The following is a 15,776-nucleotide window of genomic DNA, read 5'->3' on the forward strand; positions in this document are numbered from 1 at the left end:
AAGTCAGGAGACGCCATGTCCCGAACCGCCATGGGGACTTCGTTCAACCGGCGCGCACTGCTGCGCTACGCCGGCCTCGCCGGCGCCGCCGCGGCGGTTTCGTCGACACTCGCCGCGTGCGGCGGACCCGCGTCGACCAACAAGACCGGCAGTTCGTCCGGTTCCGTCACCGCGGTGCTCGGGTACGGCAACAACCAGACCTGGGACCCGCTGCAGACCGCGTCGGCGTTCGCGATGGCGGCCATCCTGCACAGCTACGAATCGCTCGTCGAGGGCGACCCGATCACCCGGGAACCGTTCCCCGGCCTGGCCAAGGCGCTGCCGGCCGACCTCAAGAGCACCAAAATGCGTTTCGAACTGCGCGACGGCGCGAAATGGCACGACGGGCAGCCGGTGACCGCCGACGACGTGGTGTTCACCTACGCCCGCGTACTCGACCCGAAAGAAAACGTGCTCATCCACAGCTTCTTCTCGCAGTGGCTCGAGTCGGTCACCAAGGTCGACGCCAAGACAGTGGAGTTCAGCCTGAAATTCGCCTTCCCGTACGCGCTGCAGCGGATCCAGATCTGCAAGATCGTGCCCAAGCACGTGTTCGAGAACAACTGGAAGGCCGCCGCGGCGGGCAAGGTCGTCGGCTCCGGGCCGTACAAGATCACCGAACAGGCACCGCTTTCGCACACCTCGTTCGAGAAGTTCGCCGACTACAACGGTCCGCGCCCGGCCGCGTACGACAAGATGCTCTGGAAGTCCATTGTGGATTCCGCGCCGCGGGTCGCGGCGATCTCCGGGGCCAAGCCGGACGCGCAGATCGCGGAGAACATCCCGCCCGCCAACGCCGAACAGCTGCGCAAGGCAGGCCGTACGGTCGAGTTCGCCGACGGCGGCAACAACTTGTTCCTTCTCTTCAACACCAAGCATTCGCCGTTCTCCGACAACCGGGTCCGCCAAGCGCTGCATTACGCGATCGACAAGAAGAAGATGATCGAGATCGGCTTGCGCGGCACCGGCACCGCGGGCACGTCGTTCATCAACCCCAAGCTGCCCGGTTCGCAGCCCGCGTCGCAGAGCTTCGAGTACAACCCGGAAAAGGCGAAGCAACTGCTCACCGAAGCGGGCGTCAGCGGGCTGAAGATCTCACTGTCCACTACGAACACTTCACTGGTGCTCGACTGCGTCAAGGTGATCAAGGAGGGCTGGGACGCGATCGGCGTACAGACCACTTTGGACTCCCAAGACACCAAGGCACTGTTCTCCAAACTGGACAACGGCGACGACTTTCAGGTCGTGGCCACCACGAACAACCCGCTGCAATTCGGCAACGACCCAGACCTGCTCATCCGCTACTACTACGACAAGCAATCAGTGCTCATGACGCGGTACGCGCGCTGGAGCGGCCCGGACACCGACGCGTTGCTGGCGTTGCAGGACAAGGCCGCCGCGGAAACCGACGAAACGAAGCGGACCGGGCTGTACAAACAGCTGCTCGACCAGATCTCCGAGCAGGCGGTGATCTACCCGATCGTCTTCACGCAGATGGGCACCGCGTGGGACCCGAAGGCGATCAGCGGCGTGCGCGCCCAGGGCTACCCGGGCATCTACCTCAACCAGGCCAAACCGGTCTGACGGGAGGCCCGCGAAGTGACAGTCGTCGTGCGGATGCTGGCCGGTCGCATCCTCGCCCTGATCCCGCTGCTGCTCGGCGTGATCCTGTTCGTGTTCATCGTGATGCGGTTCTCGCCGGTCGACCCGGCGATGGCCGCGTTCAACGGAGCCAACGCCACCGCCGATCAGCTCCAGCAGTTCCGTGAGCAGAACGGCCTGCTCGACCCGTTGCCGCTGCAGTACGTGCACTTCGTGTGGCATCTGCTGCAAGGCGACTTCGGCACGAGTGTGATCACCAAGGAGCCGGTGGGCCAGACCATCGCCACCGCGCTCCCGCTCACCGTGCAGCTGACGTTGCTCGGCCTAGCGCTCGCGCTCGTCATCTCGGTTGTCCTCGGCGTCACCTCGGCGTTGTTCCGCGGCCGCTGGCCGGACCACCTGATCCGCTTCGTGACGCTCGCCGGGGTCGCCGCACCGGCGTTCTGGATCGCGTTGCTGCTGGTGCAATGGCTGGCCGTGGGCAAGGGCCTGTTCCCCACCAGCGGCTATGTCAGCCCGGCGGATTCGTTCTCCGGCTGGCTGAACTCGCTGACGCTGCCCGCGATCGCGCTGGCCGCGCCGGTCGCCGCGCAGCTGACCCGGGTGATCCGCACGTCGATGGTCGAGGAACTCGACAAGGACTACGTGCGGACCGCGCGCGGCGGCGGGCTGCCACCGGTCGTGGTGGTCGGGCGGAACGTGCTGCGCAACGCGCTGGTCAACCCGCTGACCGTGCTCGGCCTGCGGGTCGGCTACCTGCTCGGCGGCGCGGTGGTGATCGAGACGATGTTCGCGCTGCCCGGCATGGGCCAGAACATGATCCAGGCCGTGCAGGACGGAGACACCGCCAAGGTGCAGGGCTTCGTGATCACCATCGCGGCCGGGTTCGTGCTCGTGAACTTGATCGTCGACGTGCTCTACCTCGTCGCCAACCCCCGTCTGCGGAGCCGCTCGTGATGCGCCCGAACCTCCTCGCCGACGTGTTCCGCCTTGTCGCCCACCCCCGTTTGCGGAGCCGCTCATGATGCGCCCGAACCTCTTCATCGGTTTGCTCTGCCTCGCCGCCCACCCCCGTCCGCGGAGCCGCTCGTGATGCGCCCCGTCCTCCGCCCGAACCTGACCGCTCGGCTGTCGCGGCCCGGCGTCCGGTTCCGGCGGCTTCCCCTGTCCTCGTGGATCGCGCTGGCCGTGCTGGTCGTGCTCGGGCTCGTCGCGATCCTCGGCACCGCCGTGGCCACGCACAACCCGGACGTGCTCAGCACCGACACCGGCGGGCCCAGCGCGGCGCACTGGTTCGGCACCGACCAGTCCGGCCGCGACATCTTCTCCCGGCTCGTCGCGGGCACCCGCTGGTCGCTCGCGATCGGCCTCGGCGCGACGCTGCTCGCGCTGGTCGCGGGCGTCCTCGTCGGTGCGTTCGCGGCCACGTCCGGCCGCCGGGTCGACAGCCTGGTCATGCGGGTCCTCGACGTCTTGATGGCCTTCCCCGGCATCGCGCTCGCCGCGGTGCTGGTGGCGGTGTTCGGCCGCGGCATTTTCGTGCTGATCCTCGCGATCGGCTTCCTCAACATGGCCCCGGTGGCGCGGGTGGTGCGGGCGAACGTGCTCGCGCAGTACGGCGAGGACTATGTCGCGGCCGAGCGGGTGATCGGGGCGAAACGGCTGTTCATCCTCGCCCGGCACGTCGCGGTCAACTGTGCCGCGCCGATCCTCGTGTACTGCACGGTGACCGTCGCGGACGCGATCGTGTTCGAGGCGTCGCTGTCGTTCATCGGCGCGGGGATCCAGCCACCCGACCCGTCGTGGGGTTCGGTGCTGTCGGACGGCAAGGACCTCGTGCTGACCGGCGGCTGGTGGGCGACGCTGTTCCCCGGTCTGCTGATCCTGCTGACCGTGCTGGCGCTGAACATTCTGTCCGAGGGGATCTCCGACGCCTGGGCCGCGCCGTCGGCTCGCACCGCGAAGGCGGCCGAAGCGGCACAGCAGATCGAACTGGCCCCGGAGCCCGCCACCGCAGTGTTGCCGCTGCGCGGTCTGCGCGAGGCCGGACAACGGCTGGCGGCGAAGGCGAGGGATCTGTCCAATCGGGAAACCGTGCTGGCGGTGGAGAATCTCGCGATCTCGTTCCCGGATCGGCACAATGGCGTGAACGTGGTCGACGGAGTGTCCTTTTCGGTCCGTTCCGGCGAGGTGCTGGGGCTGATCGGCGAATCGGGCTGCGGAAAGTCGCTGACCGCGCTGTCGATCATGGGCCTGCAGCCGGACGCCGCGCGGCTCAGCGGCGAGATCAGGTTCGCGGGCGACGACCTGCTCGCCATGAAGCCGGGCGTCCGCCGCCGGCATCTCGGGCACGACCTGGCGATGGTGTACCAGGACGCGCTCAGTTCGCTGAACCCGGCGATGACGATCCGCGCACAGCTCAAGCAGTTCACCCGGCGCGGCGGCACCCGCACGCCGGAAGAGCTGCTGGAACTGGTCAATCTCGACCCGGGCCGGATGTTGCGGGCGTACCCGCACGAACTGTCCGGCGGACAGCGGCAGCGCGTGCTCATCGCGATGGCGCTGTCCCGAAGCCCGAAGCTGATCGTGGCCGACGAGCCGACGACGGCGCTCGACGTGACCGTGCAGGCGCAGATCATGGCGCTTTTGCTGCGGCTGCAGGAGGAACTGGGCTTCGCGCTGGTCCTGGTATCTCACGACCTCGCGCTGGTATCCGACATCGCCGACCGGGTCGTGGTGATGTACGGCGGACAGGTCGCCGAGACCGGCGCGACCGCGGCCGTCGTCGGTGCGCCGCGGCACCACTACACCCGGGGCCTGCTCAGCGCGGTGCTGTCGCTAGAGGAGAACGAAGCGACGCTCACCCAGATCAAGGGCGTCGTACCCGCGCCCGCGGACTTCCCGCCCGGGTGCCGGTTCGCGAGCCGCTGTCCGGCCGCTCGCGGGCACTGCTTCGAGGTCGCACCTGAACCGGCGGGCGAAGGGCATCTCGTCGCTTGCCACTACCCCGCCGAGAGCCCGGTCGCGGCGCTCGCGGAAGGAGCGCAGGCATGAGTCTCGTCGAGGTCGACGGCGTGCATGTGGTGCACAAGATCCGCGGCTCGAGCCTGTTCGGCCATGACCGGGTGTACGCGCTCACCGACGCGAATTTGGTCATCGAGAAGGGCGAGACCGTAGGCATAGTCGGGGAATCCGGCTGCGGGAAGTCCACTTTGGCCAAAGTGCTGGTCGGCCTTCAGAAACCGACCTCGGGCACGGTGCGCTACGCGGGCCAGCCGCTGTCCGCCTTGAGCCCAGCCGAACTGGGCCGCACGGTCGGCATGATCTTCCAGGACCCCTCGACCGCGCTGAACCGGCGGCTGCCGGTTTCAAAGATCCTCCGCGATCCGCTCGACGTGCACCACATCGGCTCCGCGGCCGAGCGAGCCGAACGGGTCCGGGAGCTGATGCACCTCGTCGGGCTGCCGTCCAGCGTGGCTGACGCACTGCCCCCGCAGCTGTCCGGCGGACAGCGGCAGCGCGTGGCGATCGCCCGTGCGCTCGCCCTGCGGCCCGCGTTGCTGGTGGCCGACGAGCCGACGTCCGCTTTGGACGTTTCGGTGCGGGCACAAATCCTCAATCTGTTGCTGGACCTGCGCGAACAGCTTGAACTCGCGATGGTGTTCGTGTCGCACGACATCCAGACCGTGCGCCGGATGAGCGACCACATCGTCACGATGTACCTCGGGCGGATCGTCGAACAGGCCCCGGCCGCCGAGTTGCCGCACCACGCGCGTCATCCCTACACCCGGGCGCTGTTCTCGGCGACGCCGAGCCTGCTGCACCCGGTGGAACCGATTGTCCTCAGTGGACCCGTGCCGTCGGCGACCGCGCCGCCGCCCGGCTGCCCGTTCCACACCCGCTGCCCGAAAGCCACCGCTGAGTGTTCCCAGGCCTTGCCGCCGCAGTCCGGGCCGGACGAGCACACCTACCGCTGCATCCACCCAGAAATCGGAGTGACCGCCTCATGACTGCGCCCACGTTCGCCGGCATCATCCCGCCGCTGTGCACGCCGTTCCACGACGATTTCACGGTGGACACCGCGTCGTTGCGGCGGCACATCGAATTCCAGCTCGACGCCGGCGTGCACGGGATCTTCGTGCTCGGTTCGTCCAGCGAGGTCGCCTTCCTGCCCGACGACCAGCGGCGGATCACTGTCGAAACCACGGTCGACCAGGTCGCCGGACGAGTCCCGGTGCTCGCCGGCTGCATCGACATGACGACCCTGCGCGTCGCGGAGCACGTGAAGACCGCCGAGGCGGCCGGGGCGGACGGCATCGTGGTGACCGCGCCGTACTACACCCGCACGCACGTCGCGGAAATCGACCGACACTTCCGGCTGCTGCACGAGCGGACGTCGCTGCCGATTTTCGCTTACGACATCCCGATGGCCGTGCACACCAAACTGGACCGCGACATGGTGCTGAATCTGGCCGCGGACGGCGTGGTGGCCGGGCTCAAGGATTCCAGCGGCGACGAGGCCGGTTTCCGGATGGTGCTGCAGCAGCGGCGCGAGCGCGGGCTGGAGCAATTCGCCGTGTTCACCGGTTCCGAACTCCTCGTGGACGCCGCGCTCGCGCAAGGCGCGGACGGTGCGGTGCCGGGGCTCGGGAACGTCGACCCGGTCGGCTACGTGCTGATCTACGACCACTTCCGCGGCGGCAACCCGCAGGCCGCCCGGCGGGAGCAGGAACGGCTGCTGACGCTGTTCAGCATCACCGAGGTCGCGCCGCCGAGCCGGATGGGCCGCGGTTCGGCCGCGCTCGGCGCGTTCAAGGCGTCGATGAAGATGCGCGGATTTATCGACAACGCGGTGATGGCGCCGCCGCAACTCCCCCTCAACGACGACGAACTGCTGCGGATCAAGGGAAAGCTGGCGGAAGCGGGGCTGCTCTGATGGACCGGTTGTATTACGGCGGGGACTACAACCCCGAGCATTGGTCGCCCGACGTGTGGGCCGAAGATCTGAAACTGATGGCCGAGGCTTCGGTTTCAATGGTGACCGTCGGGATTTTCTCCTGGGCGCAGGTCGAACCGAGGCCCGGCGAATTCGATTTCGGCTGGTTCGACACGGTGCTGGACAACCTCGCCGCCAGTGGCGTCCGGGCCTGTCTCGCCACTATGACGGCCTCGCCGCCGCCCTGGCTTTCCCACCGCTACCCGGAAATCCTGCCGGTGCGCGCGGACGGCACCCGGCTCTCCGCCGGTGCACGGCAGCAGTTCTGCCCGTCCAGCCCCGTTTTCCGCGAGCACGCCGCCCGGCTGGTGGAGCAGGTCGCCACTCGGTACGCCGATCATCCGGCGTTGGAAATGTGGCACATCGGCAACGAATTCGGCTGCCATATCCGCGCCTGCTACTGCGACGAGTCCGCAGTGGACTTCCGGCGCTGGCTCACCGAACGCTATGGCAGCGTCGAGGCGTTGAACGAAGCCTGGAGCACGACTTTCTGGTCGCAGCGGTATTCCGACTTCGCCGAGGTGCAGCCGCCCCGCGTCGCGCCGACCTTCCCGAACCCGGCGCACCAGCTGGACTACCACCGGTTCTCCTCCGACGCGTCGCTCGGCTGCTACCTCAACGAACGCGAGGTGCTGGCCCGGATCACTCCGGATGTGCCGGTGACCACGAACTTCGTCGGCCTGGTGCAGAAGTCGCTTGACTGGAACAAATGGGTGCCGCACGAGGACATCGTGAGCCTCGATTCCTATCCCGATCCCTACGATCCGCGCGGACATCTGGAAGCGGCTTTCGCCTACGACCTCGTCCGGTCCCTTAAGGACGATCAGCCCTGGCTGCTGCTGGAGCAGGCACCGAGCGCGGTGAACTGGCGCACCCGCAACAGCCCGAAGCCGCCCGGGACGATGCGGCTGGGCAGCTGGCAGGCCGTCGCACGCGGGGCGGACGCGGTGTTGTTCTTCCAGTGGCGGCAGACTCCGGGCGGTGCGGAGAAATTCCACTCCGCGATGGTGCCGCACGGCGGCCCAGACACCCGCACCTTTCGCGAGGTACGCGACCTAGGACAGGAACTCGCGTCACTGCCGCAAGTGGCGGGCAGCCGGGTCAAGGCCGACGTCGCGATCTTGCACGACTGGAACAGCTGGTGGGCGCTGGAGCTGAACTCTCATCCGTCGGACGACCTCAGCCAGCTCGATTCCCACCTCGCGCACTACGCGCCGCTGTTCGACGCGAACGTCACCTGCGACGTCGTGCATCCGTCCCGCGATCTGTCCGGATACCGGCTGGTCGTGGTGCCCAATCTGTACCTGATGGACAGTGCCGTCGCGGCCAATCTCCGCTCCTATGTGGAGGGTGGCGGGCATTTGGCGGTGTCCTTCTTCTCCGGCATCGCCGACGAGAACGACCGGGTGTACACCGGCGGCTATCCCGCTCCCTTGCGCGACATTCTCGGACTGCGCGTCGACGAATTCTGGCCCCTTCCCGAAGGTGGTTCCACGACGCTCGACCTCGACGGTGCCACAGTGGGCGCGACGATCTGGTCCGAATGGATCGAAGCCGAAGGCGCGGACGTCGTCGCCTCGTTCGCCGAAGGCCCGCTCGCCGGTCGCCCCGCGATCACGCGGCACGAATTCGGTTCGGGCGTCGCGTGGTACCTCGGCACCCGGCCGGACGCGGACGTCATGCGTACCCTTTTCGACCGGATCACCACCGAAGCCGGAGTTTCGCCCGTGCTGCCCGGATTGCCCGACGGCGTCCAGGCGATCGTGCGCCACGGCGCGGACGACTATCTGTTCCTGCTCAACCACAACGCTGAATCCGTCACCGTCTCCCTGCCTTCCCCCGGCACAGACTTGCTCACCGATCCCGCCCAGCCATCGTCCGAAGTGGAATTGGCCGCGCACGGCGTGGCCGTCCTTTCCGGACAGTTCAGAACGGAGACCAGATGAGAACCGCTCTCCGCGTGGCGCTGGCGTTCGCACTGCTGGCTTTCCTCGCCCCGTCCTCGGCTCAAGCCGCGCCGCAATTCGACCAGCAAGCACTCTTCAACCCGCATCAGGAAACCGGCTACGCGTGCTTCCGCATCCCAGCGATCGTCCGCAGCACGCAGGGCACGCTTCTGGCCTTCGCGGAAGGCCGCAAGAACAACTGTGGCGACACCGGCGACATCGACCTGGTGCTGAAACGCTCGACCGACGGCGGCACCACCTGGTCGCCGCTGCAGGTCGTGAACCGCGGCGGCGGGGACACCCACGGCAATCCAGTGCCCATTGTGGACACTAAAACTGGTCGGATCGTCCTGATCACCACTTACAACAAGGGCCGCACCGACGACAAGGGTTGCGCCGTGCCGTGCCCGCGCACGCCGCACTCGCAATACAGCACCGACGACGGCCGCACGTGGTCCACGCCGGTCGACATCAGCGCGCAAGCGAAGCTGCCCGCATGGGATTCCTGGTACGCCTCCGGTCCAGTGCACGGCATCCAGCTCCACCACGGCCGACACGCGGGTCGGCTCGTATTCGGTGTGAACGCCGAGCGCAGCGACGGCACGAACTCCGTCGAAAACTACGCCGGTCTCGTCTACAGCGACGACGGCGGTGCTTCCTGGCACGTCGGCGCTGTCGACAGCTACCTGCATCCCGTCGGCGGCACCTTCACGCAAAAGCCGTCGGAAGTCAGCGTGATGGAACTGCCGGACGGCACCATCTACGCGGGCGGCCGCGAACAAAGCGGCACCGACATCGGCAACCGCGACTACGCACTGAGCCGGGACGGCGGCGAGACGTTCTCCCAGCGCTTCACCACAATCCCCGACCTCGTGACGCCGATGGTGCAAGGTTCGCTGCTGCGCCTGGACCGCCCCGGCGGAAAGCGTGTCCTGTTCGCCTCCCCCGCCGACACCGACCGGCGACGCTGGATGACCATCCGTTCGTCCTATGACGACGGTCGCACCTGGGAAAACGCCGACCAGGGCACCCGGATCACGACGGACTGGTCGGGCTACTCCGACCTGGTCCAGCTGAGCGGCCCCGAGGACAAGAACGCGAAGATCGGCCTGATGTACGAGGGCGGAGCGGTGGACGCCCGCGACGAGATTCGCTTCGCCCGCTTCGACGAGAACTATCTCGGCTGGAAGCGCACATCGGGAGTGTCCACTCCGGACGTCGCAAGTGGACAGCCTGCTCGCATTCTCGGCGAGGCAAGCTCTGTTCCCGGCAAATTCGGCAAAGCGCTGCACTTGGAGAACGGCTTCGTCCGCGTCCCGTACTCGCCGGAGCAACTGGTCGGCTCCGGCGGCTTCACCTTCACCACGTGGGTCAAGTACGGCTCGTCAAAGGACCCGCAAGCCCTGCTGTGGCTAGGAGGAATGGGCTCGACCGCACCGCAGTTGTGGCTGCGCGCCGAACCCTTGTCGCACCGGTTGATCGCGATGATGACCACCGCAGCGGGAAGCAAGTCGATCAGTACGCCCTCGGCGTACGACGATCAAACCTGGCACCACGTGGCACTTCAGCGATCAGACGGCCAACTCCGCATCCTGGTCGACGGCGCGGTCGCCGCGTCCGGCCCGGACTCCCCCGGTTCGGTCACCCAGACCGTCTCGTTCCAGCTGTGGCTTGGCGAACGTCTAGACGGCGCACAGCACCTTTCCGGCGCACTGGACGACACCCGGCTCTACCGCCGCGCTCTGTCCGCTGCGGAACTCACCACCGTCCGCGCCGGGAAACCCGTTTCGGGAGCGGTAATGCACCTCCCCTTCGACCGGTAACGGCTCCTGAGGCTGGATGGTCCTTTGTGAACCATCCGGCCTCAGCCGTGCAGCGCGAGGTACGGCGCGATCCCGACCAGCACCGCGATGAGAGCGGCCTTGAGCGCCTTGGCAGGCAACGCGTGCGCGATCCGCCAGCCGATCAACACCCCCGCCAACTCCGGGATCCCGACAATCGCGGCGAGCCGCCAGTCGACCGCTCCGTGCAGGACGTAACCGAGGGTGCCGACACTCGCGATCACCACCGACTGCACCTGCGCCGCGGCGAGCGCCCCGAGCACCGGCATCCCGGCGACCACCAGCAACGGCACCGCCAGCATCGGCCCGCCGACCCCGACCAGCCCCGCCACCACCGCGACTCCCGCCCCGATCGCCCCCGCGACCGGCAGCCCGACGGCCCGCTCCCGTCCCTTCAACCCGACAAACACGGCGACGACGAGCGCGAATCCGCCGAGCACGATCCCGAACGCCTTCGCGGACACCCCGGAGTTCAGCAGCACTCCCAGCGGAGTCCCCACGACCGCGGCCGCTGCCAGAACTCCCGCTGCCCGCCGGGTTTCCGGCTCCCGCAACTGTCCGGAATGGACGAACGCGGCACTGCCGAGGATCCCGGTGGCCACATGCGTGACGATCGCCGTCCCCGCGACCTGCGCCGGGTTGAGCGAGGTGAAGACGAACAGCCCGACCGTCGCGAGCACCCCGCCGGGCCCGACCGCGGTGATGCCGATCCCGGCGAGCAGCCCGGTGACAATGAGCGCGGCGATCACCTTGGGCTCCCGCGGAAGTCGTTCCCTCGCGGGGGAAACGGTGTGCGGTCCACGCCTGCGCGGTGAACTGGTGCGCGCTCATTCCGCCGCCGGAAATCGCTGACTGCCCATCGGATCGCTTGTCGCTTCGATGCCGCACGCCCCGCTTCGGCGGCGATCCTGACCAGCCGCCGGACTACGGGAGCCGGGCGAACCGATGCACGCTCAGGCCGCGCGGCCGAGCCATCCCGCCGGACTACGCGACCACCGCGAGCCGGACGATTTCCACCTCGTCTCGCCGCGACCAGAACCGGTCCGCGCCCATGCCGCCCCGCCAAGCCAGCCCACCGCACGACGCGACCGCCGACAGCCGGGCAAACCGAGCCACACTCGCTCAGACCACCCCACTGGACAACGCGACCACCGCAAGCCGGACGATCCCCGCCCAGGCCCGCCGCCACCAGAACCGACCCGCACTCACGCCGCCCCGCCGAGCCAGCCCACCAGACGACGCGGCCACCAACAACCGGGCAAACCAACCCGTACTCGCCCCACCAGCCAACGCGACCACCGCAAGCCGGACGACTCCCGCCCAGTCCCGCCACAACCAGAACCGACCCGCACCCACGCCACCCCGCCAAACCAACCCACCGCACGACGCGACCACCGACAACCGGGCAAACCGATTCACACTCGCCCCGCCGGACAACACGCCCACCGCAAACCAGGCGCTCCCCACCCCACATCCCCACAACCAGAACTGCCCCGCACTCACCCCGCCCGCCGAGGCCAACCCGCCGCATCACTTCGCCCCGCGAGGCAAGGTCGCCCGCAACGTCAGCCGATCCGCGCGGATATGCAGCCACTCCGCGTCCACCGGACGGCCGTCCGGCAACCGGGTCAACCGGTCGAGCGCGAACACCGCCGTCCCCGGCTCGATGTCCAGCAACGCGGCCGTGTCCGGACCCGCGGACACCGCGTGCACCTCGATCTCCGCCCGGCCCAGCCGGATGCCGTTCGTCTCCTCCAGCAGCGCGAACAGGTCCCGGTGCGCCAAATCCTTCCCCAGTAGCGGAACCCCCAGGTCCGCCACTAAGTAAGTCGAGTCCAGAGACAGCGGCACCCCGCCGAGTCGGCGCACCCGCTCGAGGTGCACGACCTTCTCGCCCGCCGCCAAGCCGAGGCGTTCCGCCACCGCAGGCGGCGCGGCGACCGTCTCAGCCTTGCGCACCTCGTTCACGACCTCGCCGTGTCCCTCGAGCGCCTCCGCCAAGCCGGTGAGCCGGTCGAGCCCATGGCCGTATTTCGGGCGCACCACGAGCGTCCCGACTCCCTGACGGCGTTCGACGAGCCCTTCGTCCCGCAGCAAGCCGAGCGCTTCCCGCACCACGTTCCGCGACGCGCCGAACCATTCGCCCAGCGCCCGCTCGCCCGGAAGCAGTTCGCCGATCTCGCCCGCGACGATCCGCTGCCGCAGGCCGTCGGCCATCTGCCGTGCCCGTTCCGCCCTCCGCCGCGTAGTCACCACGTCGGCGACGCTACCCGCAAGATGATTACGCCGAGGTTACGCCACCTGCATTGACCTGCGGAAACGTCATACGCAGCGGCAACGCGGGGCGCACGGCCGGTTCCGCCACCGCCGACCCGCGGCCCGAACCTGTTTCCACCCTCTTCGGTGCGGACAGGTTCGTGTCGCCCTCGAACGTCGGCTTCACGAAGCTGCCCGCACCGCAATCGCCGAACCGCTCAGCAAATGCTTCCCAGGCTCGACGTCCAGCCCCACCACATCCCGTACTCGGCGAGGTTTCCCGCGTCGTTCAGGTGCACGTTGTCCGCCATCCAGGGGCTCGGGTTCGGCAGATTCGCCGACCCGGCGGGCGGGATGTACTGCCGCAGATCGACGAGCGCCGTCCCCTTGGCGACCGCCGTCTGGTAGATCGCGGTGGCGTACTGCGACCAGAAGTACTTCTGCGTCTGCCCGCCCCACGGGTTGGGCGTCCACTTCAGCTCGGCGTAGATCGACAGCAGGATGTCCACCCCGGGCCGCGCGGCGCGGATGTTGTCGATGACCTTGCCCAGGTTCGCCTTGAACACCGCCGGGTCGGTCTGCGAGATCAGCTCGTTGCCGCCGAGGTCGATGAGCACCAGGTCGGGCTGGCGCTGCGTGATGTCGGCGAGCGCGCCGGTCGTGTCGGGCCAGCGGCCGCCGGGGAGGTAGTCGGTGGCCATCGCGCCGTTGTGCGCGTAGTTCTTCGTCGTGGTGTTCCACTCGGCGTGCAGATCGTTGGCGATCTTCGTGGTCCAGCCGTACGTCGTCGGCGCGTAGGTGTCCGTGGCGGACTGGTAGCCCGTGGTGCCGTAGCCGGTGTCGGCCGACGTGCCGAGGATCGCCACCTGCTCCTTCTTGGTGCACCAGGTGCTGGTCTGACCGGCGTCGGCGGCGACGGCGGGGGACATCGCGATGCCGAAGCCGACCAGGGTCAGCAATGCCGCGATACGGGCTTTTCGCATGGGGGACCGGGCCTTTCCGGGAAAGATGATCTGCGGATGTGTCGCCGCGGCGGCCCCGCGCGTTACCGCTGTGCGGAAACGGAAACCGGGATGCGACGAGCGCCACGCTTCTGGCAGGCTCGGCAGCGTGAAGATCCTGTTCGCTTCCGCGCCCGGATACGGGCTCACGCTCCCGCTGATCCCGGTCGTCTGGGCCGCCCGCGCCGCCGGGCACGAGGTGCTGCTGGCCACCACCGCCGAGATCGCCGAGGTGTCCGCGCGCGCCGGGCTGCCGGTCGCCGACGTCTTCCCCGGCCGGGACATCTGGACCGACCTGCTGGCCACCGTCAAGGGCGACGCCGCCCCGGACCCGGACGAACCCGAGGAGTACCGGATCGCCCGGCAGCACCAGGGACCGTTCGGCCTCTTCACCGCCGCCATGACCGCGGGCACGATCGAAGCGGGCCGCGCGTTCGGCGCCGACCTCGTCGTCTACCCGTCCGACCACGGCGCCGGCGCGCTCGCCGCGGTCGCGCTCGGCGTGCCCGCGCTCGAGGTCGGCAACCGGATCTCCTGGTCGGCCCGGGACCTCTCGTGGCGCGCCGAGCACGACGACTTCCTGGAAGGCGAGCTCAGCAGGCTGATGCGCGAGAAACTCGGCATCGGCGACGCCCCGCCGGACGTCATCGCGCGAATCGATCCGCGGGCGCCGAGCATGGGCGGGCTGCGCGCGGACGAAAAGCATCTCGACGAACGCGATGGCGCGCCTTGGTGGCCGATGCAGTTCGTGCCGTACAACGGCGGGGCCGTGCTGCCGGAATGGACGCTGCGAAAGAGTGAGCGGCCGCGGGTGGCGGTCACGCTGGGCACGGTGGTTCCGGCGATGACCGGGGTCAGCAGTTTGAAGGTGGTGCTGGACGCGCTCGGCGGGATGGAGGTCGAGGTCGTGCTCGCGGCGGGCGCTGCCGACTTGAGCGAACTGGGCGAGCTTCCGGCGAACGTCCGGTCGGTCGGGTACTTGCCGCTGTCGGCGTTCTTGCCCGGGTGCTCGGCGATCGTGCACCACGGCGGGTCCGGGACTACCGCGGCGCCCTTGTTTTACGGGGTGCCGCAAGTGGTGCTGCCCAGCTTCGCGGACAATCCGATGTCGGCCGAGCGAGTGGTCGAGCGGGGCGTCGGGCTCAGCCATGATCCGTCCACTGTGGACGTCGAAACGATGCGGAAACTGGTGCGGCGGGTGCTCGAAGAGGATTCGTTCTCCTCGGCCGCGGCCGAGGTGCGCGCGGAGATCGCCGGGCAGCCGAGCCCTTCCGACGTCGTCGCGCGCACCGTCGCCGCGATGAGCTGAACCGGGTTCGTCAGCGGGGGCCGGGTGCGGTGTACCGCGCCCGGCCGAAACCCAGGATCAGGTAACCGATGATCGAGAACACGAACAGCCCGAAGAACCCGAAGACGCCGCTCTTGCCGAACGCCCTGGCGATGTCGAGCGAGACGATGATGACGACCACGAGGTTGACCAGCGGGACGAGCAGCAGGAGCAGCCACCACCCGGAGCGGCCGGCGATCTTCAGCCAGACGTAGACGTTGTAGATCGGGATGATCGCCGCCCAGCCGGGGCGTCCGGCCTTGGCGAACACCAGCCACAGCGCGACGACGGTGAGGATCGTGACGATCAGCCCGCCCGATCCGAAGCCGAGTGCCGGGTTGAACGAGGTCTCCTGGTTCACAGTGCTGGAATCCTTTGCGAAGTGTCTGCCGGACGCGTGACTTTAGCGTCGCGGGACGGGCACGGCAGGACGGATTCGGCCGCGCTCTCGTTCACTGACCGAATGTGCCTGACGATCGGGACAACGGGGCATCGGGAGCCGTCGGCTGGCTCGGTTCCGCCCCTGTCGCGGGCTTAACGGCCGAACAGCGACTTCAGCTGTTCGGGCACGCGCTCGCCGCGGATGGGAATCTGTGCCGCGGCCTTCTCGATGTGCCGCAGATCGCCAGGCGTCAGCTCGACATCGAGCGCGCCCAGGTTTTTGATTGGCCTGTCGTCCTTCGGGCGTGAAGCGCGGCAGAGAGCGACGAAGGTCGTTCTCGGCCAGAGCCGTGCGTTCATCGATTTTGCCGGTCAGAAAGCCTTTCC

14 protein-coding genes are annotated in these 15,776 nt (G+C 68.4%); 8 read left to right on the forward strand and 6 right to left on the reverse strand.

Annotated features, from left to right (window positions below):
* The first annotated feature begins 15 nt into the window (after positions 1-15).
* The 7 genes from ACZ63D_RS04295 (at position 16) to ACZ63D_RS04325 (ending at position 10,406) form a co-directional block, all read left to right on the forward strand.
* Entirely contained in the window at positions 16-1,623 is a 1,608-nt protein-coding gene (locus ACZ63D_RS04295; protein WP_465352859.1) for an ABC transporter substrate-binding protein, read from the forward strand.
* A gap of 15 nt (positions 1,624-1,638) precedes the next feature.
* Positions 1,639-2,598: an ABC transporter permease gene (locus ACZ63D_RS04300; RefSeq protein ID WP_101438811.1), complete on the forward strand. Its 960-nt coding sequence runs from the start codon at positions 1,639-1,641 to the stop codon at positions 2,596-2,598.
* Positions 2,599-2,733: 135 nt separating this feature from the next.
* The gene (locus tag ACZ63D_RS04305) at positions 2,734-4,695 is read left to right on the forward strand and encodes a dipeptide/oligopeptide/nickel ABC transporter permease/ATP-binding protein (protein ID WP_465353692.1); all 1,962 of its coding nucleotides are present in this window, start codon (positions 2,734-2,736) and stop codon (positions 4,693-4,695) included.
* Positions 4,692-5,651 carry an oligopeptide/dipeptide ABC transporter ATP-binding protein gene (locus tag ACZ63D_RS04310; protein ID WP_465352860.1) on the forward strand — a complete coding sequence of 320 codons (960 nt, stop codon included), beginning with the start codon at positions 4,692-4,694 and terminating at the stop codon, positions 5,649-5,651. The genes ACZ63D_RS04305 and ACZ63D_RS04310 overlap by 4 nt, the downstream gene beginning before the upstream one ends.
* The gene (locus tag ACZ63D_RS04315; RefSeq protein ID WP_465352861.1) at positions 5,648-6,577 is read left to right on the forward strand and encodes a dihydrodipicolinate synthase family protein; all 930 of its coding nucleotides are present in this window, start codon (positions 5,648-5,650) and stop codon (positions 6,575-6,577) included. The genes ACZ63D_RS04310 and ACZ63D_RS04315 overlap by 4 nt, the downstream gene beginning before the upstream one ends.
* Positions 6,577-8,583, forward strand: coding sequence for a beta-galactosidase (locus ACZ63D_RS04320; protein WP_465352862.1), 2,007 nt, complete (start codon positions 6,577-6,579; stop codon positions 8,581-8,583). Before ACZ63D_RS04315 ends, ACZ63D_RS04320 begins: the two co-directional genes overlap by 1 nt.
* Positions 8,580-10,406, forward strand: a complete 1,827-nt coding sequence (locus ACZ63D_RS04325; RefSeq protein WP_465352863.1) for an exo-alpha-sialidase — start codon at positions 8,580-8,582, stop codon at positions 10,404-10,406. Before ACZ63D_RS04320 ends, ACZ63D_RS04325 begins: the two co-directional genes overlap by 4 nt.
* A 41-nt stretch (positions 10,407-10,447) precedes the next feature.
* On the opposite strand, the gene ACZ63D_RS04330 is transcribed toward ACZ63D_RS04325, so the two are convergent.
* The 4 genes from ACZ63D_RS04330 to ACZ63D_RS04345 all read right to left on the reverse strand — a co-directional run bounded on the left by ACZ63D_RS04330 (position 10,448) and on the right by ACZ63D_RS04345 (position 13,663).
* Positions 10,448-11,173 (reverse strand): sulfite exporter TauE/SafE family protein, encoded by a 726-nt coding sequence (locus ACZ63D_RS04330; protein ID WP_465352864.1) that lies wholly within the window; start codon positions 11,171-11,173, stop codon positions 10,448-10,450.
* Positions 11,174-11,408: 235 nt separating this feature from the next.
* Complete coding sequence (locus ACZ63D_RS04335) at positions 11,409-11,540, reverse strand: hypothetical protein (RefSeq protein ID WP_465352865.1); 132 nt, start codon at positions 11,538-11,540, stop codon at positions 11,409-11,411.
* A 414-nt stretch (positions 11,541-11,954) separates the two neighbouring features.
* Positions 11,955-12,680, reverse strand: coding sequence for a GntR family transcriptional regulator (locus ACZ63D_RS04340; protein WP_465352866.1), 726 nt, complete (start codon positions 12,678-12,680; stop codon positions 11,955-11,957).
* Between the two features lie 218 nt (positions 12,681-12,898).
* Complete coding sequence (locus ACZ63D_RS04345; RefSeq protein WP_465352867.1) at positions 12,899-13,663, reverse strand: SGNH/GDSL hydrolase family protein; 765 nt, start codon at positions 13,661-13,663, stop codon at positions 12,899-12,901.
* 127 nt (positions 13,664-13,790) lie between these two features.
* On the opposite strand from ACZ63D_RS04345, the gene ACZ63D_RS04350 reads away from it, so the two are divergent.
* Positions 13,791-14,990, forward strand: coding sequence for a glycosyltransferase (locus ACZ63D_RS04350; RefSeq protein WP_465352868.1), 1,200 nt, complete (start codon positions 13,791-13,793; stop codon positions 14,988-14,990).
* Between the two features lie 10 nt (positions 14,991-15,000).
* Here the strand turns inward: ACZ63D_RS04350 and ACZ63D_RS04355 are convergent, their stop codons facing one another.
* Together ACZ63D_RS04355 and ACZ63D_RS04360 are read right to left on the reverse strand one after the other, a co-directional pair.
* Positions 15,001-15,369, reverse strand: a complete 369-nt coding sequence (locus ACZ63D_RS04355; protein WP_465352869.1) for a DUF5684 domain-containing protein — start codon at positions 15,367-15,369, stop codon at positions 15,001-15,003.
* Between the two features lie 173 nt (positions 15,370-15,542).
* Positions 15,543-15,749 (reverse strand): hypothetical protein, encoded by a 207-nt coding sequence (locus ACZ63D_RS04360; protein ID WP_465352870.1) that lies wholly within the window; start codon positions 15,747-15,749, stop codon positions 15,543-15,545.
* Positions 15,750-15,776: the final 27 nt, after the last annotated feature.

It is taken from the genome of Amycolatopsis sp. NPDC104775, assembly GCF_055583325.1.